Below are 24609 nucleotides of genomic sequence, written 5' to 3' on the forward strand. Positions count from 1 at the left end.
TGTTTTAGTTGGAATTGTTAATTGGATAAGTAGCCTGGTCGCGTTCAAGTTCGGCTATGGTTATTTGCAGGTTGGCTTGCGCATCGGCTATTTGGAGGCGCGCACCTGTTAGTTGGTCTTGCGCGTCCACCAGCTCCAGATAAAGGAGTTGCCCCGCACGATATGCCTTCAACTGGTCGTTATAATACTTACTTGCAAATAGTAGCTGCGCGGCCGTACTTTTATAGGCAGCCCGGGCCGACTGATAGTTATGATAAGCCTCATCAAGTTGTAATTGCAATAACTGTTCGGTTTGACTTAACTGCGCGGTAGCAGCATTGTAGTTGGCCCGTGATTGTTCTGCCTTATATTTGCGCTGCCCGCCGGTAAAAATATCCCATTGCAGGTTAACACCCCATAAATAGTAACGGGTTTTGTTGTTTACGGCAAAGTCAAACCCTTGCGAACCCAGATCGATAAAAGTATTGAGCTTAGGGATAAAACCAGACCGCTGCAATTTATAATCAAGTGTGTAAACCTGTTGCAGTGTTTGCAATTGCTTCAACTCCTCACGGTGACTTGTACCTGCGGATGTATCGGGAGCTGAAATAACATCGGCAATGGTTTCGCCTTGGACGATAATAGAGTCCTTCAAGGGCCGGTTTAGCAAAAAGTTAAAATATGATTTAGCATTTTGGGTGTTATTCTGTGCCTGGATAAGCGCGGCGTTGGTTTTCTCCCGTTCGGTTTGCGAGCGCAGTAAAGCCGTTCCGTTTCGAACACCGTTGCGCAGCAGGCTTTCATTTTCGCGAATGTTCTCCTTTATTAAAGTTATGGCGCTATTATAAGTAGCAATGCTTTGCAACGATTGATAGTAACGGTAATAAGCTGTTTTAATATCTTTTACCAATGCCCTTTTATAAACGTTTACAGCGGCCTGCTGACTTGTTATAAGTTGCTGCTTAATTAACTTATTATAGCGGATCTCGGCGTTAATGAGCGGAAGTGAGGTGCGTACCTTAGTATCATAAAAATTATTGGGATTCAGCAGAAAGGATTCATTCTTCAACTGCGGAAATTTGTTAGAATTAGTAAGCTGATTAAGAGCGGTATAAACCGGATTAACAAGGTCGCCAACGGGTACATCTATTGTACGCCCGCCAGATGATTTGGTATAACTACCCAATAAACTTACAGTTGGCAAATACATGGCTTGCGCCTCCTTCAACGCCGCCATAGCTTTATCAAGATCAAACTGCTGCTCCTTTAATCCCTGATTTTGAAGAAATGCGGTAGCGATGTAATCATCAAGCTGCCTGTTATTGATTTGCGCCCAGGTGTTGATACTCATAAGTATAATGAGCACTACAATGGGAATCGATCTTTTAATAAACGACGTATACATAATGAACAATGTTTAGTATATGGATAAAAAAATAAAAATTTTAAGACATCAATTCGGCATTGCAACATTTGCACGCTGAACAATTATTTTTTAGTATTATGTGTTTAAATAATGAACGATGTTTATTAGTAGAGTAAATTTTTTTTATATTGTTACAGCAGCCAAATAATCTTCCATTGATTTAATTAAAATTTGCGGTATCGCTTCTTCTGGTTGATCCATGATCTTTAACCGGCAGCGCAAATTTAGCGATACCAATCCGTGTGCAGTTGCCCAAATTAACAACGAGGCTTGTTCGATATCCTTTAAACGAAGCAGGTTTTTCTTGATGCAATCGTCAAGACAATCAACCAGGAAACTAAAGCAGTTACCGCCATTAGCTTTATGGATCTCTTCATCTACGTTCATTGGCGCCCGTATAATGAACATAAGATCATAAAGTTCGGGATTTTGCAAACCAAAATTAATGTACGACCGCCCTACCTGCCTAAGCTTCTCCAGGGGATCAGTGCTGGTAGCTTCCTTTTTAAAAACTTCCAGTAAACGGCCGTAAGCTTCTCCTTGTACTTCATATAAAAGTTCGTCTTTATCTTTAAAATAAAGGTAGATGGTGCCCGGGCTGTATTCTATCGCATCGGCAATACTACGTATAGACGTTTTAGCATAACCATCTTCCAGGAACATCTTCATTGCGGTAGCCCTAATGAGCTCCCTCATTTCCGTTTTTTCGCGTTCCTTTCTGTCAGTTACTCCCATAGTTAATCAAATACGGCTCAAATATAATGAACACCGTTCATTATGCAATAGCAAGCATTAATTCTTACAATTTAAATACACTTTATAAACTTATATGGTATGAGGGTTATTATCTAAAAATAGTCTTCCCAAAAAATGAAAATAAATTTGCGTAACTCATAAGTTACCTATATATTTGAGTAACTTAAAAGTTACCTATTATGGCAAAAATTATTAAACATCAATTATTTTATCCCCACCCGCCAGCGGTAGTTTGGGATTACCTTACAAATGCCGAATTGATTGCACAATGGCTTATGAAAAGCAATTTCCTGCCGATTGTGGGTCATGATTTTCAATTTAAAGCCAAGCCAATGCCCGAGTTGGATTTCGACGGCATTTTTTATTGTAAAGTTTTGGAAGTAGTTCCCTTTACAAAACTCTCCTACTCCTGGAAATTCGGGCCGGGCGACGGAACGTTAAATAACTCGGTAGTGAATTGGACATTAACAGAAAAAGATAACGGCACCGAACTCCTACTAATTCATAACGGATTCGAGGGTACAAGTTTATTATCAATGTTCGCATCCATGAATGAAGGCTGGTTAAGAAATATTAAAAAAATCTTACAACTGATAAACGACGCAACAAATGGAACAACACAGGCTTGATGCCTTCCAGGTAATTGCTGATCCGAGCCGGAGGCAAATACTCCAACTGCTTTCTAAAGATAATATGACCATAAATTCTCTGGCTGATAATTTTGATATGAGCCGACCCGCGGTTTCAAAACATATAAAGGCACTTTATAACGCCGGCTTTATTTCCATACAGGATATTGGCCGGGAAAGGCATTGTACGTTAAAGCAAGACGGGTTTAATGAATTACAAGAGTGGCTGGCATACTATGATGCTTTCTGGGGCAGCAAATTGAAAAAACTGGGAGCATTACTAAACGATAAATCATAAAAAATAAAAACATGAATAATCAAGATTTCACTACTACCATTATAGTAGATCAAACCTCAAAAGAAGCCTTTGATGCCATCAACAATGTTCGCGGATGGTGGTCAGAAGATATTGAAGGCGGTACAAGCAAGTTAAATGACGAGTTTACGTACAAGGCTAAGGATTTGCACCGTTGTACAATGAAGCTAATAGAAGTTGTTCCGAACAAAAAAGTAGTTTGGTTAGTTTTGGACAATTATTTTAATTTTACTAAAGATCAAACAGAGTGGATTGGCACAAAAATTATTTTTGATATCTCTGAACAAGATAATAAAACGCAAATCCGCTTCACTCACCTTGGTTTAATCCCCCTGTATGAGTGTTACGAAATCTGTTTTAATGCATGGACAAATTATATAACCAGTAGTTTGCTCAACTTGATTACTACAGGTAAAGGGGAACCAAACAAAAAGTAGCGTTAAATAAATATCAAAAATGCTATCCGTTTGACAATTTGCTTGTTTTCAATTGTATATTTTGCTGTAACCTTATTAAAATGTTTTCCATTAGTAAAATCGCAAAGCCGAACTGCACCACGACCGCCAATTTATTTATTATAATGCTTTTTGTGTGTTTCAATACAGCACTATTGGCACAAAACATCACAAAAAAAGCAAATTGGATAAGGCCCGAAGTGGTATCTGGTCAGCAAACCTGGGGAATACATAATGGAATAGTATTTAGTTTATGGCCAAATGGTGTGGAAACGGCAGACCAGGGAACTGGTGGGCCAAGGGGGCTAATTAGGGTAGGATATGAATATATGGGAAAAGTATATCTCATCAACTTTATTGCTATTGAACCCGTAGTTGATGGCAAAATAGAGTTTAGTGAAATTTCACCTTCTAACGTTGACGGAAAATGGGGAAAGCTTTTGTGGACTGGCGATAATGAAACTACAGACTCCTATAACCCAATCAATAGCCGGGGTATCATATCGCATCCGGATGGGAATAAACCTGAAATAGAACAGCTATCATTATATGTATTTACAGAACAATTTTTAAACGGAGCAAATCCATATCTTAAATTAAGTATCCGTAGTGATAGGCCAGAGGAAATATGTTTCGAAATACATAACAAAGAAAATAGCGCGAAGATGGATAGGTGCGCCCTTACAGCTACTATGGGAAATTATTCGCGACTAAGGTTGCTGCATCTTAATAATGAAACCATTGATTCAAGAAAGTTGTATAGCGGGTATTCAGGTATCGATTTTATTGAAAAAGAGGCATATTCTGCAAGCACGTTCTTAAAACTTAAAGACGGAAGTCCGATTGTATTTACAACATCCAACGAAAGCTTTTCTGAACTATCATCATGGCCAAACGATAGCGTATATTATACCAAAAGGAACTGGAAATACAGGCCCCTTTGTAAGCTGACGCAATACTGGCGTAAAGATAACATGGGCTATAACCCATCGCTTGAGGTTAGGGTTAACGGCAGGGCCAAGTATTGGAGCGGCGGCACCAAAGATACTTCCCAATATGTTAACATTCCCGGTGGACCTGCATTTGAAAACTTTGAACTACGGGAAAAATATTACCCCGGGCAAAAATTTTATTACGGCCTTACTATAAAAACGGCAGATGAACTACTTAAACAGTGATAAATTCTTCGCCAAAATCTAAAAACAGCAACAAAAGCCCAATACGGTCAATATACGCCAACCTTAACCTCCTCAGGGCGGTAAAGCAGATAATTGGCTGTAAATTGCTGTAGTAACTTATTGGCGGCCCTGTCATAAGCGGTTGGTTCGGGCCAGGTATCACGCGGGTTTAATAGTACATCCGGTACGTTGGGGCATGCCTGGGGTACAAGCATCCCAAAAACAGGGTGACGTTTGTATATTACCTTATTTAATTGTCCGTTTAATACAGCAGTGATTATTGCACGGGTGTATTTTAAACTAATGCGGTTCCCTACGCCATAGCCCCCACCCGTCCAACCTGTATTAATTAGCCAAACAGGAACTTTATATTTTTCGATCTTCTCTTTGAGCATCGTAGCATAAAAATCTGGATGAAGCGGTAAAAAAGGTGCGCCGAAACACGCGCTAAAAGTGATTTGCGGCTCGGTTACCCCTACTTCGGTGCCGGCAACTTTAGCTGTATAACCATTAATATATTGATACATGGCCTGTTCCGCACTTAGTTTGCTCACCGGCGGTAGTACACCATAAGCATCGCACGTTAAAAAAAATATATGCTTAGGAATACCAGAAACGGATGGAATTTTAGCATTTTCAATAAAGGCCAAAGGATAGCTTACCCGGGTATTCTCCGTTATTTTTTTACAGCTGTAATCAATTTGATTTGTGCCCGGAATACATCCAGCATTTTCTACTAATGCGCCAGCGTTAATTGCATTATAGATCTGCGGCTCTTGCTGTGCCGATAGGTTGATGATCTTGGCGTAACATCCTCCCTCAAAATTAAAAGTGCCGCTATCGTCCCAGCCATGTTCATCGTCGCCAATCAACTGCCTTTCAGGGTCGGAACTGAGCGTGGTTTTACCTGTGCCGCTTAGTCCAAAAAACAACGCGGTATCTCCAGCCCTTCCCACATTGGCGCTGCAGTGCATAGGCAGCACATTGTTATGTAATGGCAAGATGTAATTTAATACGGTAAAAACTCCCTTTTTAATTTCTCCGGTATAACCTGTCCCCCCAATTAAGATAGTCTTGTGCGTAAAAGACACAACCGTGAAGTTGGCACTTTTGGTACCATGCACCTTTGGATCGGCGTAAAAACCGGGCGCCTGGATCACGTGCCATTCGGGTGTTATGGTTTGCAGTTCCAGGGATGTTGGCGTAATAAACATATTTGCGGTAAAATGATTGCTCCACGGAGTTTCGGTAGTAATACGCAGCGCAATACGGTGTTTGTTATCCGCACACGCAAAAGCATCCCGCATCCAGATGTCTTCCTTTCCGTCGAGGTAGCTCAACATATCCTTTTGCAGTTTCAGAAAATATTCTGGTTGGATGGGGTTGTTAAACCTGTTCCAGTGAACCATACTTTCGGTTTGCCTGTCCTTTACTATAAATTTATCATCGGGACTACGGCCGGTAAAACGGCCGGTGTTAATCATCAGGGCACCCGTACTGCTCAATACCCCCTCTTTTCGTTGCAAAGTTTGCTCAACCAGCTTTTCGGCCGGCAGTTGGTAATGAACCCTCGATCTTAACAATGAGTTTATCATATAAAATAGCCGTTTTAAATAACGAAGGCAATACATTTTTTGTTATTACCCCTGGATTGAAAAAAACACCAAAATCTTAATACAAAGGTTCGGTCTTTTGGTCATTAAAGCTATACTATGCCGCCAGTTTGAAAAACATGACTAAAAATAGCGGCATAAAAAGTCATTTTTTCTGTTTTGACCTTAAAAAGATGGGCATTTTAGTCGAAAAGCACTTTTTACTACAGTTAAATACACTATGAAAACCACACCCATAGAACTAAAGGCGTCATTTTATGGCCTCAATTTGCATAATTCGCACATTTGTTCATACATTGGCTCCACCAATTATTCATCATATTAACGTATAATTTACACTAAGTCTATGAACAAGGTAATCACTTTAGGGCAATTTATTATTGAGAAACAAGCCGATTTTCCGTATGCCAAAGGAGAGCTTTCCAGATTGCTCCGGGATATAGGTATTGCAGCAAAAATTGTTAACCGCGAAGTGAATAAGGCGGGGCTGATGGACATATTAGGCAACGCTGGCAGCACCAACATCCAAGGTGAAAGTCAGCAAAAACTGGATGTATACGCCGATCAGCAATTTATATCGGCCTTAAAATGCGGAGGGGAATGCTGCATTGTTGCATCCGAAGAAAATGAGGACATCATTAGGTTGGATACAGATGTATCAAAAAATGCAAAATATATTGTTGCCATTGATCCTTTAGATGGTTCATCTAACATTGACGTAAATGTACCGGTTGGTACTATTTTTTCTATTTATCGCAGAAAAACAACCGCCGGACAAGCCAGCCTAAAGGATGTGATGCAAAAAGGAACCGAGCAAGTGGCAGCTGGGTATATTATTTACGGCTCATCTACCATGTTGGTTTATACCACGGGCAAAGGTGTTAACGGATTTACGCTCGATCCTTCGATTGGTGAATTTTGCCTTTCACACCCTGATATGCAAATTCCGGAGCGTGGGGTTATATACTCTATTAATGAGGGTAACTATGTACATTTTCCACAGGGTGTTAAAGATTATATAAAATATTGCCAGGTAGAAGACCCTAAAACCAACCGCCCTTATGCATCAAGATATATAGGCTCTATGGTGGCCGATATACACCGTAACCTTATTAAGGGCGGCATATTTATTTACCCGGTTACCTCCTCGGCACCCAATGGTAAGTTACGGCTTGTTTATGAATGTAACCCAATGGCCTTTTTAATTGAACAAGCTGGCGGCAGGGCAACAAACGGTAAAGACCGCATCCTTAACCTTACTGTTACCGAATTACACCAGCGTTCACCTATTTTCATCGGGTCGAAAGAAATGGTAAAAAAGGCAGAGAGTTTTAACCTGTTAAATGAAATACTGCAAAAAAGCTAAGTATGGAAAATCGCCTGGATAAAATTGACATGGGTATATTAAAATTATTGGAAAAAGATGCCCGACTTACTCATAAAGAGATAGCACATTCCTTGAATCTATCCATTACGCCTATTCACGCACGCATCCGCAAATTACAAGATGAAGGATATATACAGCGCTATACAGCTATTATTAATCACAAAATGGTAGGACGCGGGTTAATTGCTTATACACAAGTACATTTAAAGGAACATTCGCAGGAAAGCTTAAAGGCTTTTATGGAGGCATCGGTAAAATTACCAGAGGTTATGGAATGCTACCACATGACGGGAGCCTTTGATTTTCTGCTCCGGATTGCCATCAAGGACATGGACGAATATAACAAAGTGCTTTTTGAAAAACTTACAAGGCTACCTGATGTAGGCAACATGCAGAGTTTCTTCGTAATGTCTGAAGTTAAACACGAAACCGGGTATATGTTTGATGGGCAAAGTTGAACCACCGCTTACAAAAAAAGCGTTACAAGCTTCTATGTAACGCCTTAAAACAGTTTCAATATTCAGTTTTAAGCAAAAAAGTTACGAAGCGCAATATTTTCGCGTTCTTTAGACCGCAGGCAAAAAGTAATGATCCAGTTGGCCATCAACGACATTGAAAAAATAAGGATAATTAAAAAAGAATTACTTAAACTACTGAATATAAAAACTATAGCTATCGATAAAAGATTAATGAACGATAAGCAAAGCGTTGTTTGCAAGTGATTAAGCCCCAGCCCCAATATACGGTGATGTGTGTGATTCCTATCGGCCTCAAAAGGCGATTTACCACTAAATATCCTTAATATAAACACCCTTAAGGTATCAAATATAGGACCTATTAAAATAGCCGTGGTTAGTGCCGGTGCAAAAGTTATAGTTGGCAAATGACTGCCGGTTAACCTACTTACACCGATAAATTTAATGGCCATTACCGCCGATACAAGACCTATTAATAAAGCACCTGTATCGCCCATAAAAATCTTAGCTGGAGTTATGTTGTAACGTAAAAAACCTATAACTGCGCCGGTCATGGCCAGGCCAACCGCTGCAAGTTCATATTGTTTTATATACATAAACAATATAGCAAAAGAAAGGTTCACGATGATACCCGTTGTTGCCGCAAGCCCATCAATCCCATCAATCAAATTGAAAGAGTTGATAATAAGCATAATTAATAAAATGGAAAATATAGCGCTTGGGATAAAAGGTAGTTGAAATATGCCAAACACACCACACATGCTTGTAATACGAATATCGCCCAACAGTACTAATATCGCAGCCACTATAAATTGAATGAAAAATTTTGTACTTGAGTTTACACCAGATAGATCGTCCTTTAAACCCATAGTAAACAGAATTATACAGGCTATTAGCAGGTAACTTACTGGTAATGCTTTATCAATTATGCTAAACAAAAGTGTTGTAATAGTAAAGCTTACAAAAATTGCCACACCACCTAAACGAGGAATGCCATGATCATGTTGTTTTCTGAAATGCCCAACGTCGTCATACAAATGTCTTGAGCGAGCTACGTGTAAGATGGAAGGAATTGACAGCCATGTTATCATGGTTGAAAACACAAGTATTAGAATATTATAAATAAAATGATGTAAATGTAAAAGTTCAACCATATATTAAATTGGTATTTATAAAATCATTCATTTACTTATTGTACCTTTTTACGTAAGTCTATTTAAAAAGTTTAACCTACGATTAAAAAAATTGATTGATTTTTTGCAAAGGTTTTAGCATCATAGCAAGGAGTGGAAATGCAATTTTATTTTCACGCATTGCCTTTAAATCATGCTTCCAGGCTTGTAGCCTATTTTTTAAATTTTTGTTGCTTACCCCTCCCGCCCTCATTATAACCATTATTTTATTAAGATAAAAGCTGCGGACTTTATGCTTATGCATAAACCTTACCATAAGTTCATAATCAGCTGCAGAACCGTACCCAAGCTCATAAAAACCCAATTTTTCAAACAATTGCCGCCGACTATAAAAGGTTGGGTGTGGCGGCATAAATCCCCTATTAAAGGAATTATTTCCACACTTTTTGGCATGCCATTTACGCACTATTTTATCATTAGCATCAACAAAGTTCAGGTTACCGTAAAGCACATCAATCTCTGGATTTGTAAACGCCTGTATTACTGAATATAAAACTAAATCATCGGCAAAATGATCATCGGCATTAAGGATGCCAACAATATTGCCGGTTGCCATTTTTATACCTTTATTCATGGCATCATATATGCCCTTATCTGGTTCGGAAATAAAAAAGCTAATTACTGATTTGTATTGGGCGATTATTTGAAGTGTATTATCTGTTGAACCACCATCAATTATAATATATTCTAAATCGATATTTTTTTGGTTGATGACAGATTCTATACACCGGGCAATGGTATTCTGAGCATTGTAAACAACGGTAACCAAAGAAATTTTCAAACCTTAAAAATTAGGAATTGCACGCATTTTATAGCCACAAATTATGTATTTTTGAAATTATTGCACAATTATAACAACATTCAGGAGAACTTACCGACCGTATGCGCTTATTAATAACTGTTTTTTTTATCTGTTCGATACTTTTCAATTTATCATCCTGTTCAAGCAAGCAGTACCAGTCGCTTTTTGAACAAAAAAGCACTAATACGATTGATACCGTATCTCCAAAAAACAATCCTGCTTTTATTGGCTATCGGATTAAACCCCAAGATATTATACAGATCAGAAATCTTCAAAACATTAGTTATATAGTTGACGCCGCTCCTTCAACCTCTGCAAGCGGAGGTGGGGCTACCGGAGGAAGCGGCCAAACCTATCAGGTTGAAGAAGATGGCAGCGTAGCACTCCCTGTTATAGGGCATGTTAACATTGCAGGGCTTACAAGGCCGCAAGCGGCAAAACTTGTAGAGGACCTTTACCGTAAAAGCCTTTTAAAAGATCCGATAATTGAGTTAAAGATAACTAACCTTAAGGTAACTTTACTTGGTGAGCTAACCTCACAGGGAAGTTTTCCACTAATAAAAGATAAAACTACATTGGTTGAAATGATTGGACAGGCAGGTGGACTTACAAAAAACGCAAACGAAACAAACATAAAAATAATACGTGGTGACCAACTTAACCCACAGGTTACGCTAATTAATCTGAGGGATATACAATCTATAAATGATCCCCGCGCTATACTTCAAAGCGGCGATATTGTTTATGTGTCACAAAACAAACGGTCTGTACGCAATGAGAATTTACAAAACATATCGGCTGTTTCGCAACCGGCATTGCTTTTACTAAATACAGCCTTGCTTATATTATCGTTCTCTCGTCGTTAAATGGAAGAAACAGAAAAATTTCAACGCAAGCTTCCCAATCAGGAAATTGATTATTTTAAAATAGCCAAGGTGCTATTAAGCCGCTGGTACTGGATATTGGCATCGGTAACTATTACCGTGGCGCTATCCTACACTTATATTTGGTATACGCCAAAAACATACTCAACCTCCGGTACACTTAAGGCCGAAGAAAAAAAATCGGAAGTATCCGATCTTATCACCTCTATGGCTACAACCGAAAGAGGTCCCTCTAAAATTCAAAGTATCATATCTGTATTACAAAGCCGTAACGTAATATTAAGTGCTATTAAGGATATGGATTACAGAGTAAGCTTTTACATATCCGGCAGGGTACGTACATCAGAGATTTATCCTACCAAGCCCCTGAATATTCAATTAATAAAGTTCGACAGTTTAAACTTTTATCGTGGTATTATTAGTTATAAACCGTTAAATAAACGCTCATTTAACCTTACCTATAACGTTGGTAAAAAAGAAATTACAAATAATTTCGCCTATAATTCCCCTGTAACTATTGGTAATACCAGTTTTAATATAAAAAGTTCAGGATACTTTGATCATAATACCGTATACCTGTTTAACTTTAATATTCCTGAAGATTTTATCGGCCGGGTGCAAAGTGGTTTCAGAGCGGGCGAAACGGGAAAGAACACCAATATTATCGGGTTACAAATCACAGACTCAAATCCCCAGTTTGCAGCGGATGTACTTAATAATATTATGAAGGAATATGTAATTTTTGACCGTGTTCAAAAAGCGCAATCCGCTTCCCAAATGATTGATTTTATTGATAGTCAGCTTTCTTTCCTTTCAAGTGAAGTAAAAGGATCAGAAAAATCCATCGAAAAGTATAAAAACAAAACCAAAATTCTTGATGTGTCTACCGCGTCAAGTTCTTCAGCAACCAAATCGGCCGAGATTGAAACAAACAAATCGCTATTAAAAATTCAAATCATAGCGCTTGACCAATTAAGCAGTCAAATAACCAGGGAAAAGGATAACGTTACCCTGAGTTTCAGCACTGTTGGGGCTACCGTGCCCGCGCTCGATGCGTTAATTGCAAAACTGGATGGTCTTATAACCGAAAGGACAACCTTGTTAAAAGACTTTACCCCAAACTCTTATCTTTTACATGATATCAATCAATCAATTCTTCAGGTTAAACTCACAGCTCTTAATAACATAAAAGCTATACGCCTTGGCCTCGAAAAAAACATAGCATATCTTGACAACCAGCTTGCCTTGGTTAACCAAACAATACAGGCACTACCAGCTGCTCAGCGTGACTTGGTAAGCTTGCAGCGCGATTTTGAGATTAACGATAAGGTGTACTCCTTTTTATCGGAAAAAAAGCTGGAAGCACAAATAAGCCGCGCAGGGATACTTCCAGGAGCAACTATTATTGAATTCGCACAACCAAATTTCAACTCGGTATCGCCAGATGAGCACGATATTCACCGAACTGCAATAATACTTGGACTGGCAGTTGGGCTTGGATTAATCATATTAATAAGGATACTTAACCCATATATATACGATAAGGAAACAATTGAAAGCTTAACAGCCATCCCAATACTGGGTGTAATAAGAAAGTACCCCGAACCTGTAGATGAAAACAGCAGGCAGGTTTTAGCACTCAGTAAGCCTAAATCCATATTTGCAGAGTCGGTGCGTTCGGTACGTACAAACCTAAGCTTTTTGGCCGCCGAAAAATCGAGCAAAGTCATTTGTGTAACATCAGAGGTTGCCGGCGAAGGTAAATCGTTTGTGGCAGTAAATTTATCGAGCACCTTATCTCTTATCGATAAAAAAGTTATACTCATAGCCGCCGATTTAAGGAGGTCGAGATTGCATAAAACCTTTCATGTACCCAATGATAAAGGCCTAAGCAATTACCTGGCGTACCAATGTACTTTAGACGAAATCATCATCCACTCTGATCAGGAGAACCTGGATTTTATTATTTCGGGTCCGGTACCGCCAAACCCATCAGAATTACTGCATACTGAACGTATGATTAGCATGATAGCCGATTTGAAAACGAAATATGATATCATAATGATTGACACAGCACCTATTGGCCTTGTATCAGACGCTATACCACTCATCAGAATGAGTGATATTAATGTGTTTGTAATTCGATCCGCTAAGTCGAAATTTTACGCGGCTACTGTTCCACAACGTATTGCACAGGAGTATCATCTGGACAATACAGTTATCGTACTCAACGCCTACGAAGAAGATTTGCTGCATGCAAGATATTACACTACGAAATTTAATGGAGATAGTGGCAGTTCTCGGTATTATTATTATTCTGACTATAGTGGTTATTCAGGTTCTGGCTATTATCTGGATGATGAGAAAGAAAAATGGTGGAACATTCGTAAGTGGTTTAAAAGTAAATAATACCTTTTTTTAATAATGGACTTAAATACAAGTACTAATGCAAAAAAATGGTACCCGGTTTATACTAACTCCCGTGCCGAAAAAAAAGCTTTGGAGGCTTTACTTAGTAAAGGATTCGAAGCTTACCTGCCATTGCACCGACAGTTGAAAAAGTGGAGCGATCGTAAAAAATGGGTCGAAGAACCGTTCCTTAAATCATACATCTTTGTTAACATTGCCGAACATGAACAGGCCGATATATTAATGACAAAAGGTATATCGCGCTTTTTATATTTTTCGGGTAAACCAGCATCAATGCCCGATCGCCAAATAACAGATTTACAGTTATTAATGGCAAGTCCCTATGAATTAGAAATCACAGAGGCAAATTTGCAGTCGGGAGAAAAAGTAATCATTAAAGCAGGTCCATTAAAAGGCATGACCGGCGAAGTGGTATCAAATCGGTCGCAAAAACAATTAATATTAAGGCTCGAAAGTATCGGTCGCGTTATAATAGTACACGTTGCTGCATCATATATAGAGAGATTTTAATTGAAATTATTTATTTTCAATTAAAAGGACTGGTCGGATTAATTCTAAGTTCGGTCACAAAAATATAAGCCGGCTTATACAAAAAAAACAATTAAATGAAAATCAATGAGTTACACTAAATATATGTAACTCAGGAAGCGAAGCTATGAACACCAGGATACAACATGTGCAGGATTGCGGGAATAATTAACAACCGGTTACAACCACAACAAATTTGTGAAAAGGTAAAAGCCATGTGCAACTCCCTACAACATGGTGGCCCAGATGATGAAGGGTTATTTGTTAACAAAGAAGACCACCTGGTATTTGGACACCGCAGGCTTTCTATAATAGATTTGAGCAGCAACGGGCACCAGCCAATGTCCGATATTAGACAAACAGCCTGGATAACTTTTAACGGCGAAATTTATAATTACCAGGATATAAGAAACCAACTACTGAAACTTGGAGTTCAATTTCGTTCTGTAACTGATACAGAAGTAATACTATCAGCTTATTTACAATGGGGTACCGCTGCGTTTTCCAAATTTAGGGGAATGTTTGCATTTGCGATATTTGACAGTGTTAAACACCTCACCTACTTAGTACGTGACACCGCGGGCATAAAGCCGATATATTACTTCATCAATAACCAATCACTAAGTTTTGCCTCAGAAGTAAGAGCATTTACAGCCGGTGGCATAACAACCGAGAAAGATAATAATTGGCCTATCCGCCTTTTGGCTTTTGGGCACATTCCCGAGCCTTATACCACGTTAAAAAATGTTTTCAGCCTGCCTAAAGGTCATTATTTACGCTGGGACAATACATCCTCCACACATGTTATCAGTAAATACGAACAACCAAATAAAAGGGAACAGATAACTAATATAGATGAGGCACGAGAAGTAATTAAAACTGCTCTTATAAAAAGTGTAAACCGCCAGATGATAGCTGATGCGCCGCTGGGTGTATTTTTAAGCGGTGGCATTGATTCCAGTCTTTTAACCTTACTGGCTGATAAAGAAAAAGAAGAACAGCTTAACACTATATCAATTTTTTTTAACGAAAAGCTATATGATGAACAAGCCTATCAAGGTGTTGTTTTGAAACAGTTGAAAGGGAAAAATTTTTCACATCTGGTAAAACAGCAGGATTTTGAAACACACTTTTCACAAATTATAACAGCAATGGATATGCCAACAACAGATGGCATCAACAGTTGGTTTATCAGTAAATATGCACATGAAGATGGACTAAAAGCTGTGCTTTCGGGCGTGGGTGCAGATGAATACTTTGGCGGTTATCCCTCATTTAACAGGATGAGATACCTCGCTTTTTTAAGAAAAATGCCGTCTTCTATATTTTCGGCAGCAAAGAATATTTTGCCTGATCCGTATAAAAAACTTACCTTTTTAGCTAATGAGGGTTCCATAGCCGATTACCTTTTATTACGAGGCTTTTTTTCGCCAGGCGATATTGCTATGATTTTAGGAGCAAATACCAGACAGATACAAGAGGTTCTTTTTAACAGCCATGATGTGCCAGATCTTGGCCCTTACAATCAAGAGCATGCCGCATGGTTTGAAACTAATTTGTATATGCAAAACCAACTTTTAAGAGATACCGATGTAATGAGCATGAGCCACGGCCTTGAGGTTAGGGTACCATTTTTAGATGAGGATTTTACTGCAGCTGTAGAAAGCATTACACCAGAAATAAGGTTTAACAGCACACAATCAAAAAAATTACTGATTGATAGTTTTTCCCCCCTGCTACCTGCATCAATATGGAACAGACCAAAAATGGGTTTTACATTTCCCCTGCAAACATGGATGGGGCAACACCCCGAAATAAATAACAGTAGCCTTTATAAAGATAAACTCTCTAAAAAAGTTATTAATAAGTTTAAAAATAACCGTATACATTGGTCAAAAGCATTCGCGCTTTACCAGATAAAGGCCCATGTCTAAAAAAGTAGTTTTCTTTACTTTACAAACCTTTAGTACTACCGGCGGCATCCAAAAAATGAGCCGCACCTTAGGGCATTCTTTATATAAATTGGCGCAGATCGATAAATGGAATTTTGAAATGTGGTCAGCATATGATAAACCGGATGACCTGATGTTACAATATCTACCACAAAGCGCGTTCAGGGCATTCGGAATAAACCGGATGAACTATTTATTTAAAGCAATAAAACGTTCGTTAAAACCAGATGTCGTTATTCTAAGTCATATAAATCTTTCGGTTTTAGGTTTACTTATTAAATTAACTAATCCTAAGTGTAAAGTGTGGTTGATTGCTCATGGCGTTGAGGTTTGGCGACCACTATCTTATATAAAAAGATGTCTGTTAAAAAGATGCGATAAAATTATATGCGTAAGTAATTTTACACAGGAGCAAATAATAAAGCACCATAATGTAGACAGGAATATTTGCCGGGTACTTAATAACGCTGTTGATCCTTTTATGAAACAGCCCGAAACGTTTGAAAAACCTGCTTATTTAATAAACAGGCATGAGCTTAAAAACAGTTATCCCATTATATTTACATTAACACGCCTGGCGTCATCTGAACAATATAAAGGTTACGAACAGGTAATAGCTGCTGTAAGCAATTTAAAGAACCAGTTTCCCAACATAAAATATATTTTATCAGGCAAGTATGATGTAAAGGAGGAAATAAGAATAAAAAAACTTATTCTTCAACATCAAATACAAGAGCAGATTATCCTAACTGGTTTTATAGATGAGTATGAGCTTGTTGACCATTTTCTGCTGGCAGATTTGTTTGTACTGCCCAGTAAAAAAGAGGGATTCGGCATTGTGTTTATTGAGGCCTTAGCCTGCGGGCTGCCTGTTATTTGCGGCAATGCAGACGGTAGTATTGATGCCATCAGAAATGGCGAACTGGGCACTGCAATTAACCCGGAAAATCCCACTGAACTTATAGATTGCATAACAACATATCTTAATACACCTTTTACAGCCCAACATCGTAAGCAACTGCAACAACAGTGTTTACTTCATTTTAATGAAAATAATTACATGCAAAAACTAAACATACTCTTTAACGAATGAGTACTTCTGCAGAAAAATGGGATATTGAATTAACGCCACACAACGCCCTCTTTGATTTGCATTTACGCGATGTATGGCAATACCGAGATTTATTATGGCTGCTGGTAAGGCGCGATTTTGTATCGTTTTACAAACAAACCATTTTAGGGCCCTTGTGGTTTTTTGTGCAACCCGTTATCACCATAGTTTTTTATACACTTATATTTGGCAATCTGGCTGGCATCCCGGTAGATGGCCTTCCTAAACCTCTTTTTTATCTGGCAGGAACTATAATTTGGAATTACTTTTCTGATTGTCTTACCAAAACGTCAACAGTTTTCAGGGACAACGCAGGCATGTTGGGTAAGGTTTACTTTCCAAGACTAATAATGCCGTTAAGTATTGTATTATCAAACCTCATACGGTTTACCGTTCAGTTTTTGCTTTTCATAATACTGTACATCGTTTTCATTTTAAAGGGAGAGGCAATAGCTCCCAATATTTTTCTGCTTATGCTGCCTTTACTCATCATTTTAATAGCTTCATTGGGCTTAGGAATGGGCATGATTATATCAGCAGTAACTACAAAATATCGGGATCTGGCCTTTGTTATTGCGTTTGGAGTGCCACTTTTAATGTACTCAACTACAGTAATTTATCCGCTATCTATTGTACAGATTAAATACCCGGCATATAGTTGGTTAATTAAATATAACCCAGTAACAGCTATCATCGAAACTTTCAGATACGGTTTTTTAGGCAAGGGGGCATTTAGCTGGGATTTGTTGGGGTACAGCACACTTACTACAGCGGCTATACTTATTGTAGGAGTCATCATATTTAACAAAGTGGAAAAAACTTTTGTGGATACAGTATAAGTGGCAAAAGTAAATTTGAAATTATTGCAGATTTGTGCTGCTTATAAACCGGCATTCATTTATGGAGGTCCAACCATGTCGGTATCTATGCTGTCTGAGCAACTCTCAAAAGCGGGTTATGATTTGCAGGTATATACTACCACTGCAAATGGTACTGAGGAACTCAATACCTCCCCCAACAAGTTGACAAACGTTGATGGTGTACAGGTAACTTATTTTAAACGTATTACAAAAGATCACACGCACTTTTCACCGGCTTTGCTTAAAGTGTTATGGAAAAATGTAAAGGCCTATGATGTGGTACATATTCACGCCTGGTGGAATCTTGTTTCCCTATTTTCCTGCCTTATAGCGTTGACGCGCGGTGTGCCTGTTGTAGTTTCGCCAAGGGGTACATTGAGCAATTACTCCTTTCACAATAAAAACAACTTAGCAAAGGCATTCATTCACTACCTTTTGGGTAAACCAATGTTAAATAAATGCCACCTTCATGTTACTTCGGCACTTGAATATAATGCGGTAAGTGCCATGCTTAAACCCAAAAGCATAAATAATTTGCCCAACTTTGTAAAGTTACCCGCTGCATCTTATACGGTGATAAATAATAGTTCTTCTCCATTTAAGTTGCTCTTCCTCTCGCGCATCGAAGAAAAGAAAGGACTGGATATCTTAATAAAAACGTTGCCGCTTTTAAATTTTCAGTATATGCTAACTATCGTCGGCGATGGCGATGAGAATTATATAAACGAATTAAAAGCATTAGCGTATAAATACAAAGCAGAAGAAAATATTAACTGGGTGGGCTTTCAAACTGATCATAAATTCAAACTGCTTCAGGAACAGGATTTGCTTGTGTTACCATCGCACGATGAAAACTTCGGAAATGTGGTCATTGAAAGTCTAAGCGTTGGGACAGCAGTTTTGGTGAGCAAATTTGTAGGGTTGGCTAACTATGTTATCGATAAAAACATGGGATGGCAATGCAATCCCGACGAAGTATCGTTAGGTACAACACTTAATCATATTGCTGGTAACAGCAATGACTTAAAACAGATCCGCCTAAATGCGCCCTCTATTATCCGTGCGGATTTTGATGAAAGTGCGCTAACAAAAAGATATGCGGATATGTACAAAAATATAATTATTAATGGCCGACTATAAAGACTATGGTTTTCATGAAGCTGGGCCTACCCACAACCTAAACTACCAGTTAAACGAGCTAACTGGATTATTAAATAAACATGCAAATAAGTTTATTCTTGATCTGGGCTGCGGCAATGGATATCTTGTAAATCATTTAATTGAAAAGGGTTATAACGCCTACGGTACTGATGCTTCTGAAAAAGGCATTGCAATTGCACAAAAACAGAATGTCGAACGTTTTTTTGTACAGGACCTTTCTTCAGAAGCATTACCGGTACAGTTGCAAAACATTACTTTTGATACCATCATATCAACTGAAGTTATCGAGCATTTATATAATCCAGAAGCGTTTATCAATTTTTGCAGGCAACAGTTGCCTAACGGTGGTGAGATTATCATAACAACACCTTATCACGGCTACTTAAAAAATCTGTTACTGAGCTTATTGAATAAATGGGATAGCCATATGAATCCGTTATGGCTTGGAGGCCATATTAAATTATGGTCGAAAACTACCCTCTCGAAAATATTACGCAATGCTGGATTTACCATTATTGAATTTAAGGGTTGCGGCCGGATACCTTATCTTTGGAAATCAATGATAATTAAAGCGAAGTTAAATTGAGCCTCCCCTTTTCATTTATTATTATTACGTATAATGAAGAGCAACACCTGCCGCGCCTGCTTAAATCGATAGAAGAATTAAACGCCCCCCTTTTTGTGCTCGACTCTGGCAGCACGGATGCTACTTTAGCCATTGCAGATAAAGCTGGTGCAGTTACCCTGCACCACCCCTTCGAAAACCATCCAAAACAATGGAATTTTGCGCTTAACAATTTCGACATAAAGACGCCCTGGGTAATTTGTCTTGACGCCGACCAAATAGTTACACCAGAGTTAAAAGAGCAGCTTATTACCTTTCGCAACGAGGATTACCAAAATATTGATAGTATTTATTTCAACCGTAAGAATTTTTTTAAAGGCAGGTGGATAAAACATGGCGGTTATTATCCCATATATCTGCTTAAAATGTTTCGATACGGGAAGGGGCATTCAGATCTTAATGAAAATATGGATCATCGGTTCATTATCTCCGGTAAAAGCATTATTTGGAAAAATGGCCATATCCTTGAAGAAAATTTAAAAGAAAACAACATTAGTTTTTGGATAGATAAACATAACCGTTACAGCGATCTGGTTGCTCATGAAGAAGTGGAGCGTATGCAGAATATAAGGCAGCAGGTTACCAAACCGTCGTTGTTCGGCTCGCCAGATCAGCGTACGGCGTGGTTAAAGCAAATTTGGTGGAAGTTACCGCGGTACGTTAGGCCCACTATCTATTTCCTTTTCCGCGTTATATTTCAAAGAGGCATACTTGATGGTCGTACGGGGGTAATATTTCACTTTTTGCAGGGTTTTTGGTTCAGGCTGATAGTTGACATTAAAATAGATGAAATTCTAAATGCGCAGAGAAAATCAAAAGAAACCGATACAAAGCAACCTTCACCAATCGTATTTGCATTTAAATTTGTGATCCTGTTTGTGATTTTTTATTATTTCAACATTCTATTTTTCGGCATTACCACTCCGGGGGGCAATCATTACAGTCCCTTTTTAGCCAATCATTTTAATTACATTGAATGGCTACGTTATTTTTTACTAACAAGTAGTAAGCAGGTATTAACATGGATGGGCTTTACCGCTATAAATAACCAAACCGACTTATTAGTTGCCGGTCGAGGAGGCATTAGAGTAATATACTCATGTCTGGGGTTAGGACTCATCAGTTTCTTCTCGGCATTTGTACTTGCCTATCCACGAAAACTGAATAAAAAAATAACATTTTTGGTAGGAGGTATTTTAAGTATCGAGTTGTTAAATATCCTGCGTTTTATTTTGCTGACCTTGTTTTGGAACAAGCGCGCCGGCAGAATTATAGATCACCATACCATTTTCAACATAACACTGTACATCATGATAATGGTAAGCCTGTACTTTTGGGTAAAAAACGACGATAAAATAAGCAACCAACATGCTTAAAACCAATTTATCCACCTACAATAATTATCCATTTCACCCGGGTGGCAATGCGTTAAAAAGGCTTTTATGGTTTTATATAAACGCAGTTTTTTTTAAAACAAGTCTTATCCCGGTCACTGGCTTTAAAGTATTTCTATTACGTCTTTTTGGAGCCAAAATAGGCAAGAACGTTACCATAAAACCATGCGTAAATATCAAATATCCATGGTTTTTAACTATTGGCGACGAAACCTGGATAGGCGAAAACGTTTGGATAGATAATTTAGTAATAACAACCATTGGCGCAAACTGCTGCCTTTCGCAAGGAGCTATATTACTAACAGGCAGCCATAATTACAAGAAAACGTCTTTTGATTTGATAACTATTGCAATAACGCTTGAAGAAGGCGTATGGATAGGTGCCGGGGCCATTGTTAATCTCGGGATAACAGCTGCAAGTCACTCGGTATTAACAAGTGGTTCAATTGCCACTGTTAATTTAGAGGCTTACAGTATTTATCAGGGAAACCCGGCAGTTAAAATAAGGAAACGTGTTATAAGCTAAAATGGCAACAACCCAAGCCACAAATATCCACCAAACTTTCACCTCCAAAAAACGGTTTGAAGTTACCTTTTTCTCCATAGTTATTTTTTTGCTTTTGCCTAACCTTTTAACCCCCTTGAGGTTAAATACGGATAGCATCAGGTATCTTAAAATTGTTGAATACCTCGCTGGCAACCTCGATAAAAACAGTGATGCAGTACATGACTTTTTGCCGCATGGCTATCCACAATTTTTATTAACGCTAGGCAAGCTTCAACTATTAGGCCCCTTAACCATCACTTTTGTAAATATTACATCTATACTGTTGGCATGTTACCTGCTGACGATAATTTTAGAAATAGAAAACAGGCTGATTTTTATAGGTTTAGTAATGATATCATTCATTAATGTAAAGCAATTTACACTGCCTATAGCAGATCAGCTTTTCACCTTACTCTTTTTAGCAGGCATTTACTTGTGGACGCAGGCTTTCAAAAAACAGTGGCTTTATATGATTCCCGCATTGGCAGTAACCTTACTAAGTTTGTATGTGCGTACGGCAGGTATAGCACTTGTTATTGGGGTGTTACTGTATTTAATTTATTCAAATAAATACAAGCTGCTTAACAACAAAAAGCTATTAATTATACCATTAGTATTGATTGTTATTGGCTTTGGTGCTTTCATTTTCAACCTTCACTTTATTGAAAAAAAGGTAGCGTACATCGCCCAGTTAAACCTGGGGCTTATGATACACCAGCCGGCATCGATACTTGGGCGCCTTGCAATCCATTTTAAGGAACTTGGCGAAATATTGATCAACATACCTCACAGTAAATTATCATCAATAGTAAACCCGGCTATCGCCGGCTACCTGTTGATTATTGCGGGCATACTATTGTGCCTCATTTTTTATAAGGCTATTATTAAGCTGCAACTATTTAATACCCTGTCATTTTGGGTATTTATGGTTTACTTAATGATGATTTTTCTCTGGCCTTTTTATGACGCCCGCTTTTTAACTCCTATTGTACCAGTGTTGGTATATTCGCTATTTTATTATTTCACAGTGATGTTTAAACCCCGATATATCAGATACGGATATGCATTAATGTTCTTGCTATTGGGTTTCGTTAGCCTTGCTTATTCCGACGCGCTATCGGTAAGTAACTCATTCTTTTTAAAACATTATGGTTTCGATCCTTCTTTAACAGATAAGTATAGAATACATTTTAACAACCAGGAGAAAAACATGGTTAACTCTCAGCAATATGATATCCATAATAACGACATTCTGTTTTTATTGGAGAAATACGATCGCAAGCCATTGATAATAAAAGCAGACATACATGCAGAAAACTAAAGTTCATTACCTGATACTCGCCGCTATCGGCTTTGTGGTAATTGTAATGGGCATTTTGATATTTGTTGCACCAACTTCCATATTTCCCGATCCTGCCTGGGGTTTTCAGGTATTGCAAAAAATGCAAATGGGAGGTGGTTTTAATATAGCCACCAAACCTAACTCAGCCGATATAAGTAAAAACTCTTCGGAGTTTTTGAGCTGGTGGTCGCCGGGACAATATTTGATTCCTTATTTTTTCAAAACGATGTTGGGGATCGATACGGGTAAAGCCGCAGCAATTACCACTTTATTATGCTCGTTATCTGGATTGATTGGTTTATACGCCTTTTTAAAAAAAGTTGGCTTTACGCCATTGCTTAGTGCTATAAGCATTGCCATAATTGCAAGCCAACATGCTTTTGTAGTGCCTTACATTTTTTATAATGGCGGCGAGGTTTTGCTTTTCGGCTTCGCCGGATGGTTTTTATACGGATGCGCAAGTATTGATAAAACAGGATGGAAGCTGGCTTTATTCCTGTTATTTTCTGGCTGGATAGGCTTCTTTTGCAAATCGTCGTTTTTATGGGTGTATGGAGCAGGGTGTTTATACTTATGGCTGCAATTATCAATAGGCCGCCAAAGCTTTTGGACATGGATAAAAAACGGGATCTGGATAGCTATTCCGGCAATCTTATCACTAGGTGCTATCTATAAATTTTATCTTTCAAAAGGGGCCAATCCGGCCTCCAATTCTTTAGGAATAAAGCTTAGTTGGGAAACCTTTAGCTTTCCATTGGCCTCGCCCCTGCTGGCTGGTTTTTCAATTGATGATATTTTTAACGGATTGGTGTATCACAACAATGCACCTATTTTAAATGCCACTGCATCATTAATATTATTGTTGTTAACTGCTTTGTTAAGCATAGTTTTAATGGTTTATATTGTGCGCATTGTTCCTAATAAAAAATACACTTTGTTGGTTGTAGTTTTTTACGCTATCTCGGTATTATTTTTCGGTTACAGTTTTTTTCGCCAGGCCGATATATCCTACGAGGCAAGGCATTTCAGGATTATCGGTCTACTGATAACTCCCGGGCTTGTTTACCTGGCAAGCCGCTGGAAACGAACTTACAAGATTGTCCTTGCTATTACTTGCATTATAATAGCCTTTTTTAGCTTCCTGTATTTTGCTCCAAGCTATCATCAAAACAGAACGGTAAATGCGCACGGCACATCGGGTCTGGCTCAAATGTTTGCCGACCAACAGTCATTGAATCATATTATTGATCTGGATAAGAAAAACACCAAGGCCATCTTTGTATTCATTAGTCCTGATCTTGGCCTGGAGATAAACCACAACAGGTACATTATTTTAGACCCAAACGAATACAATGACCCTGAACTTAATACTGATGATTATTCACATTGGGGGCATGCGGGCCCGTTATATATCATGCTACCTGTAAGCTACATCGGATCAAAATTTAATATAATACGTAAATGCTTCCCTGGCTACAAAAAGTTCAGCGCGCAAATGTTGAGTAAGAAATACGTATTGTATTCGGCCCAATAATATATTCCAACCACTTTTTTTATTGCCAATT

General features: G+C 38.4%; 23 protein-coding genes. 18 read left to right on the forward strand and 5 right to left on the reverse strand.

Annotated features, from left to right (window positions below; all coding sequences use genetic code 11):
- Positions 1–4: 4 nt before the first annotated feature.
- Both BLS59_RS03235 and BLS59_RS03240 read right to left on the reverse strand, forming a co-directional pair.
- On the reverse strand, positions 5–1384 hold the full coding sequence (locus BLS59_RS03235; RefSeq protein WP_091144192.1) for a TolC family protein: 1380 nt from the start codon (positions 1382–1384) through the stop codon (positions 5–7).
- Between the two features lie 144 nt (positions 1385–1528).
- On the reverse strand, positions 1529–2140 hold the full coding sequence (locus tag BLS59_RS03240) for a TetR/AcrR family transcriptional regulator (protein WP_091144196.1): 612 nt from the start codon (positions 2138–2140) through the stop codon (positions 1529–1531).
- A 200-nt stretch (positions 2141–2340) separates the two neighbouring features.
- On the opposite strand from BLS59_RS03240, the gene BLS59_RS03245 reads away from it, so the two are divergent.
- The 4 genes from BLS59_RS03245 (at position 2341) to BLS59_RS03260 (ending at position 4739) form a co-directional block, all read left to right on the forward strand.
- A complete protein-coding gene (locus BLS59_RS03245; RefSeq protein ID WP_091144200.1) occupies positions 2341–2790 on the forward strand; it encodes an SRPBCC family protein in 450 nt (149 codons plus the stop codon).
- Positions 2771–3088, forward strand: a complete 318-nt coding sequence (locus BLS59_RS03250) for an ArsR/SmtB family transcription factor (protein ID WP_091144205.1) — start codon at positions 2771–2773, stop codon at positions 3086–3088. Before BLS59_RS03245 ends, BLS59_RS03250 begins: the two co-directional genes overlap by 20 nt.
- Positions 3089–3099: 11 nt before the next feature.
- Positions 3100–3543 carry an SRPBCC family protein gene (locus BLS59_RS03255; RefSeq protein ID WP_091144208.1) on the forward strand — a complete coding sequence of 148 codons (444 nt, stop codon included), beginning with the start codon at positions 3100–3102 and terminating at the stop codon, positions 3541–3543.
- A gap of 143 nt (positions 3544–3686) precedes the next feature.
- Complete coding sequence (locus BLS59_RS03260) at positions 3687–4739, forward strand: hypothetical protein (RefSeq protein ID WP_205411165.1); 1053 nt, start codon at positions 3687–3689, stop codon at positions 4737–4739.
- A 47-nt stretch (positions 4740–4786) separates the two neighbouring features.
- On the opposite strand, the gene pckA is transcribed toward BLS59_RS03260, so the two are convergent.
- The gene (pckA, locus tag BLS59_RS03265) at positions 4787–6334 is read right to left on the reverse strand and encodes a phosphoenolpyruvate carboxykinase (ATP) (protein ID WP_205411166.1); all 1548 of its coding nucleotides are present in this window, start codon (positions 6332–6334) and stop codon (positions 4787–4789) included.
- A 364-nt stretch (positions 6335–6698) separates the two neighbouring features.
- On the opposite strand from pckA, the gene fbp reads away from it, so the two are divergent.
- Together fbp and BLS59_RS03275 are read left to right on the forward strand one after the other, a co-directional pair.
- A complete protein-coding gene (gene fbp / locus BLS59_RS03270) occupies positions 6699–7718 on the forward strand; it encodes a class 1 fructose-bisphosphatase (RefSeq protein ID WP_091144217.1) in 1020 nt (339 codons plus the stop codon).
- Between the two features lie 2 nt (positions 7719–7720).
- Positions 7721–8197, forward strand: a complete 477-nt coding sequence (locus tag BLS59_RS03275) for an Lrp/AsnC family transcriptional regulator (protein WP_091144221.1) — start codon at positions 7721–7723, stop codon at positions 8195–8197.
- Between the two features lie 68 nt (positions 8198–8265).
- Here the strand turns inward: BLS59_RS03275 and BLS59_RS03280 are convergent, their stop codons facing one another.
- The gene (locus tag BLS59_RS03280) at positions 8266–9306 is read right to left on the reverse strand and encodes an MraY family glycosyltransferase (protein ID WP_240315137.1); all 1041 of its coding nucleotides are present in this window, start codon (positions 9304–9306) and stop codon (positions 8266–8268) included.
- Positions 9307–9451: 145 nt separating this feature from the next.
- Complete coding sequence (locus BLS59_RS03285; RefSeq protein ID WP_091144229.1) at positions 9452–10189, reverse strand: glycosyltransferase family 2 protein; 738 nt, start codon at positions 10187–10189, stop codon at positions 9452–9454.
- Positions 10190–10290: 101 nt separating this feature from the next.
- Here BLS59_RS03285 and BLS59_RS03290 point away from each other — a divergent pair, with 101 nt between their 5' ends.
- The 12 genes from BLS59_RS03290 to BLS59_RS03345 all read left to right on the forward strand — a co-directional run bounded on the left by BLS59_RS03290 (position 10291) and on the right by BLS59_RS03345 (position 24578).
- On the forward strand, positions 10291–11076 hold the full coding sequence (locus BLS59_RS03290) for a polysaccharide biosynthesis/export family protein (protein ID WP_091144233.1): 786 nt from the start codon (positions 10291–10293) through the stop codon (positions 11074–11076).
- A complete protein-coding gene (locus BLS59_RS03295; protein ID WP_091144236.1) occupies positions 11077–13503 on the forward strand; it encodes a GumC family protein in 2427 nt (808 codons plus the stop codon). It abuts the gene before it with no gap.
- 15 nt (positions 13504–13518) lie between these two features.
- A complete protein-coding gene (locus BLS59_RS03300) occupies positions 13519–14034 on the forward strand; it encodes a UpxY family transcription antiterminator (RefSeq protein WP_091144240.1) in 516 nt (171 codons plus the stop codon).
- Between the two features lie 164 nt (positions 14035–14198).
- Entirely contained in the window at positions 14199–15986 is a 1788-nt protein-coding gene (asnB, locus tag BLS59_RS03305) for an asparagine synthase (glutamine-hydrolyzing) (RefSeq protein WP_091144243.1), read from the forward strand.
- On the forward strand, positions 15979–17097 hold the full coding sequence (locus BLS59_RS03310) for a glycosyltransferase family 4 protein (protein WP_091144247.1): 1119 nt from the start codon (positions 15979–15981) through the stop codon (positions 17095–17097). Before asnB ends, BLS59_RS03310 begins: the two co-directional genes overlap by 8 nt.
- A complete protein-coding gene (locus BLS59_RS03315) occupies positions 17094–17954 on the forward strand; it encodes an ABC transporter permease (protein WP_091144249.1) in 861 nt (286 codons plus the stop codon). Before BLS59_RS03310 ends, BLS59_RS03315 begins: the two co-directional genes overlap by 4 nt.
- Positions 17955–19115 (forward strand): XrtY-associated glycosyltransferase XYAG1, encoded by a 1161-nt coding sequence (locus BLS59_RS03320; protein WP_091144252.1) that lies wholly within the window; start codon positions 17955–17957, stop codon positions 19113–19115.
- A complete protein-coding gene (locus BLS59_RS03325) occupies positions 19102–19722 on the forward strand; it encodes a class I SAM-dependent methyltransferase (RefSeq protein WP_091144256.1) in 621 nt (206 codons plus the stop codon). The genes BLS59_RS03320 and BLS59_RS03325 overlap by 14 nt, the downstream gene beginning before the upstream one ends.
- On the forward strand, positions 19719–21137 hold the full coding sequence (gene xrtY, locus BLS59_RS03330; RefSeq protein ID WP_091144259.1) for an exosortase Y: 1419 nt from the start codon (positions 19719–19721) through the stop codon (positions 21135–21137). Before BLS59_RS03325 ends, xrtY begins: the two co-directional genes overlap by 4 nt.
- Complete coding sequence (locus BLS59_RS03335; protein ID WP_091144262.1) at positions 21130–21681, forward strand: WcaF family extracellular polysaccharide biosynthesis acetyltransferase; 552 nt, start codon at positions 21130–21132, stop codon at positions 21679–21681. Before xrtY ends, BLS59_RS03335 begins: the two co-directional genes overlap by 8 nt.
- A 1-nt stretch (position 21682) precedes the next feature.
- A complete protein-coding gene (locus tag BLS59_RS03340) occupies positions 21683–23023 on the forward strand; it encodes a hypothetical protein (RefSeq protein ID WP_091144266.1) in 1341 nt (446 codons plus the stop codon).
- The gene (locus tag BLS59_RS03345; protein ID WP_091144270.1) at positions 23010–24578 is read left to right on the forward strand and encodes a hypothetical protein; all 1569 of its coding nucleotides are present in this window, start codon (positions 23010–23012) and stop codon (positions 24576–24578) included. The genes BLS59_RS03340 and BLS59_RS03345 overlap by 14 nt, the downstream gene beginning before the upstream one ends.
- Positions 24579–24609 lie beyond the last annotated feature (31 nt).

The sequence above is a fragment of the Mucilaginibacter pineti genome (assembly GCF_900101875.1).
Taxonomy (GTDB): Bacteria; Bacteroidota; Bacteroidia; order Sphingobacteriales; family Sphingobacteriaceae; genus Mucilaginibacter; species Mucilaginibacter pineti.

Bases quoted from the DNA above. Each gene is read 5' to 3' on its own strand.
- BLS59_RS03260 (WP_205411165.1), top strand. From the start codon at position 3,687: ATGCTTTTTGTGTGTTTCAATACAGCACTATTGGCACAAAACATCACA.
- BLS59_RS03325 (WP_091144256.1), top strand. From the start codon at position 19,102: ATGGCCGACTATAAAGACTATGGTTTTCATGAAGCTGGGCCTACCCAC.
- BLS59_RS03290 (WP_091144233.1), top strand. From the start codon at position 10,291: ATGCGCTTATTAATAACTGTTTTTTTTATCTGTTCGATACTTTTCAAT.
- fbp (WP_091144217.1), top strand. From the start codon at position 6,699: ATGAACAAGGTAATCACTTTAGGGCAATTTATTATTGAGAAACAAGCC.
- BLS59_RS03280 (WP_240315137.1), bottom strand. From the start codon at position 9,306: ATGATAACATGGCTGTCAATTCCTTCCATCTTACACGTAGCTCGCTCA.
- BLS59_RS03275 (WP_091144221.1), top strand. From the start codon at position 7,721: ATGGAAAATCGCCTGGATAAAATTGACATGGGTATATTAAAATTATTG.
- BLS59_RS03315 (WP_091144249.1), top strand. From the start codon at position 17,094: ATGAGTACTTCTGCAGAAAAATGGGATATTGAATTAACGCCACACAAC.
- BLS59_RS03235 (WP_091144192.1), bottom strand. From the start codon at position 1,384: ATGTATACGTCGTTTATTAAAAGATCGATTCCCATTGTAGTGCTCATT.
- BLS59_RS03250 (WP_091144205.1), top strand. From the start codon at position 2,771: ATGGAACAACACAGGCTTGATGCCTTCCAGGTAATTGCTGATCCGAGC.
- BLS59_RS03310 (WP_091144247.1), top strand. From the start codon at position 15,979: ATGTCTAAAAAAGTAGTTTTCTTTACTTTACAAACCTTTAGTACTACC.
- BLS59_RS03240 (WP_091144196.1), bottom strand. From the start codon at position 2,140: ATGGGAGTAACTGACAGAAAGGAACGCGAAAAAACGGAAATGAGGGAG.
- BLS59_RS03300 (WP_091144240.1), top strand. From the start codon at position 13,519: ATGGACTTAAATACAAGTACTAATGCAAAAAAATGGTACCCGGTTTAT.
- BLS59_RS03295 (WP_091144236.1), top strand. From the start codon at position 11,077: ATGGAAGAAACAGAAAAATTTCAACGCAAGCTTCCCAATCAGGAAATT.
- asnB (WP_091144243.1), top strand. From the start codon at position 14,199: ATGTGCAGGATTGCGGGAATAATTAACAACCGGTTACAACCACAACAA.
- BLS59_RS03340 (WP_091144266.1), top strand. From the start codon at position 21,683: ATGGCAACAACCCAAGCCACAAATATCCACCAAACTTTCACCTCCAAA.
- BLS59_RS03335 (WP_091144262.1), top strand. From the start codon at position 21,130: ATGCTTAAAACCAATTTATCCACCTACAATAATTATCCATTTCACCCG.
- pckA (WP_205411166.1), bottom strand. From the start codon at position 6,334: ATGATAAACTCATTGTTAAGATCGAGGGTTCATTACCAACTGCCGGCC.
- BLS59_RS03245 (WP_091144200.1), top strand. From the start codon at position 2,341: ATGGCAAAAATTATTAAACATCAATTATTTTATCCCCACCCGCCAGCG.
- BLS59_RS03345 (WP_091144270.1), top strand. From the start codon at position 23,010: ATGCAGAAAACTAAAGTTCATTACCTGATACTCGCCGCTATCGGCTTT.
- BLS59_RS03255 (WP_091144208.1), top strand. From the start codon at position 3,100: ATGAATAATCAAGATTTCACTACTACCATTATAGTAGATCAAACCTCA.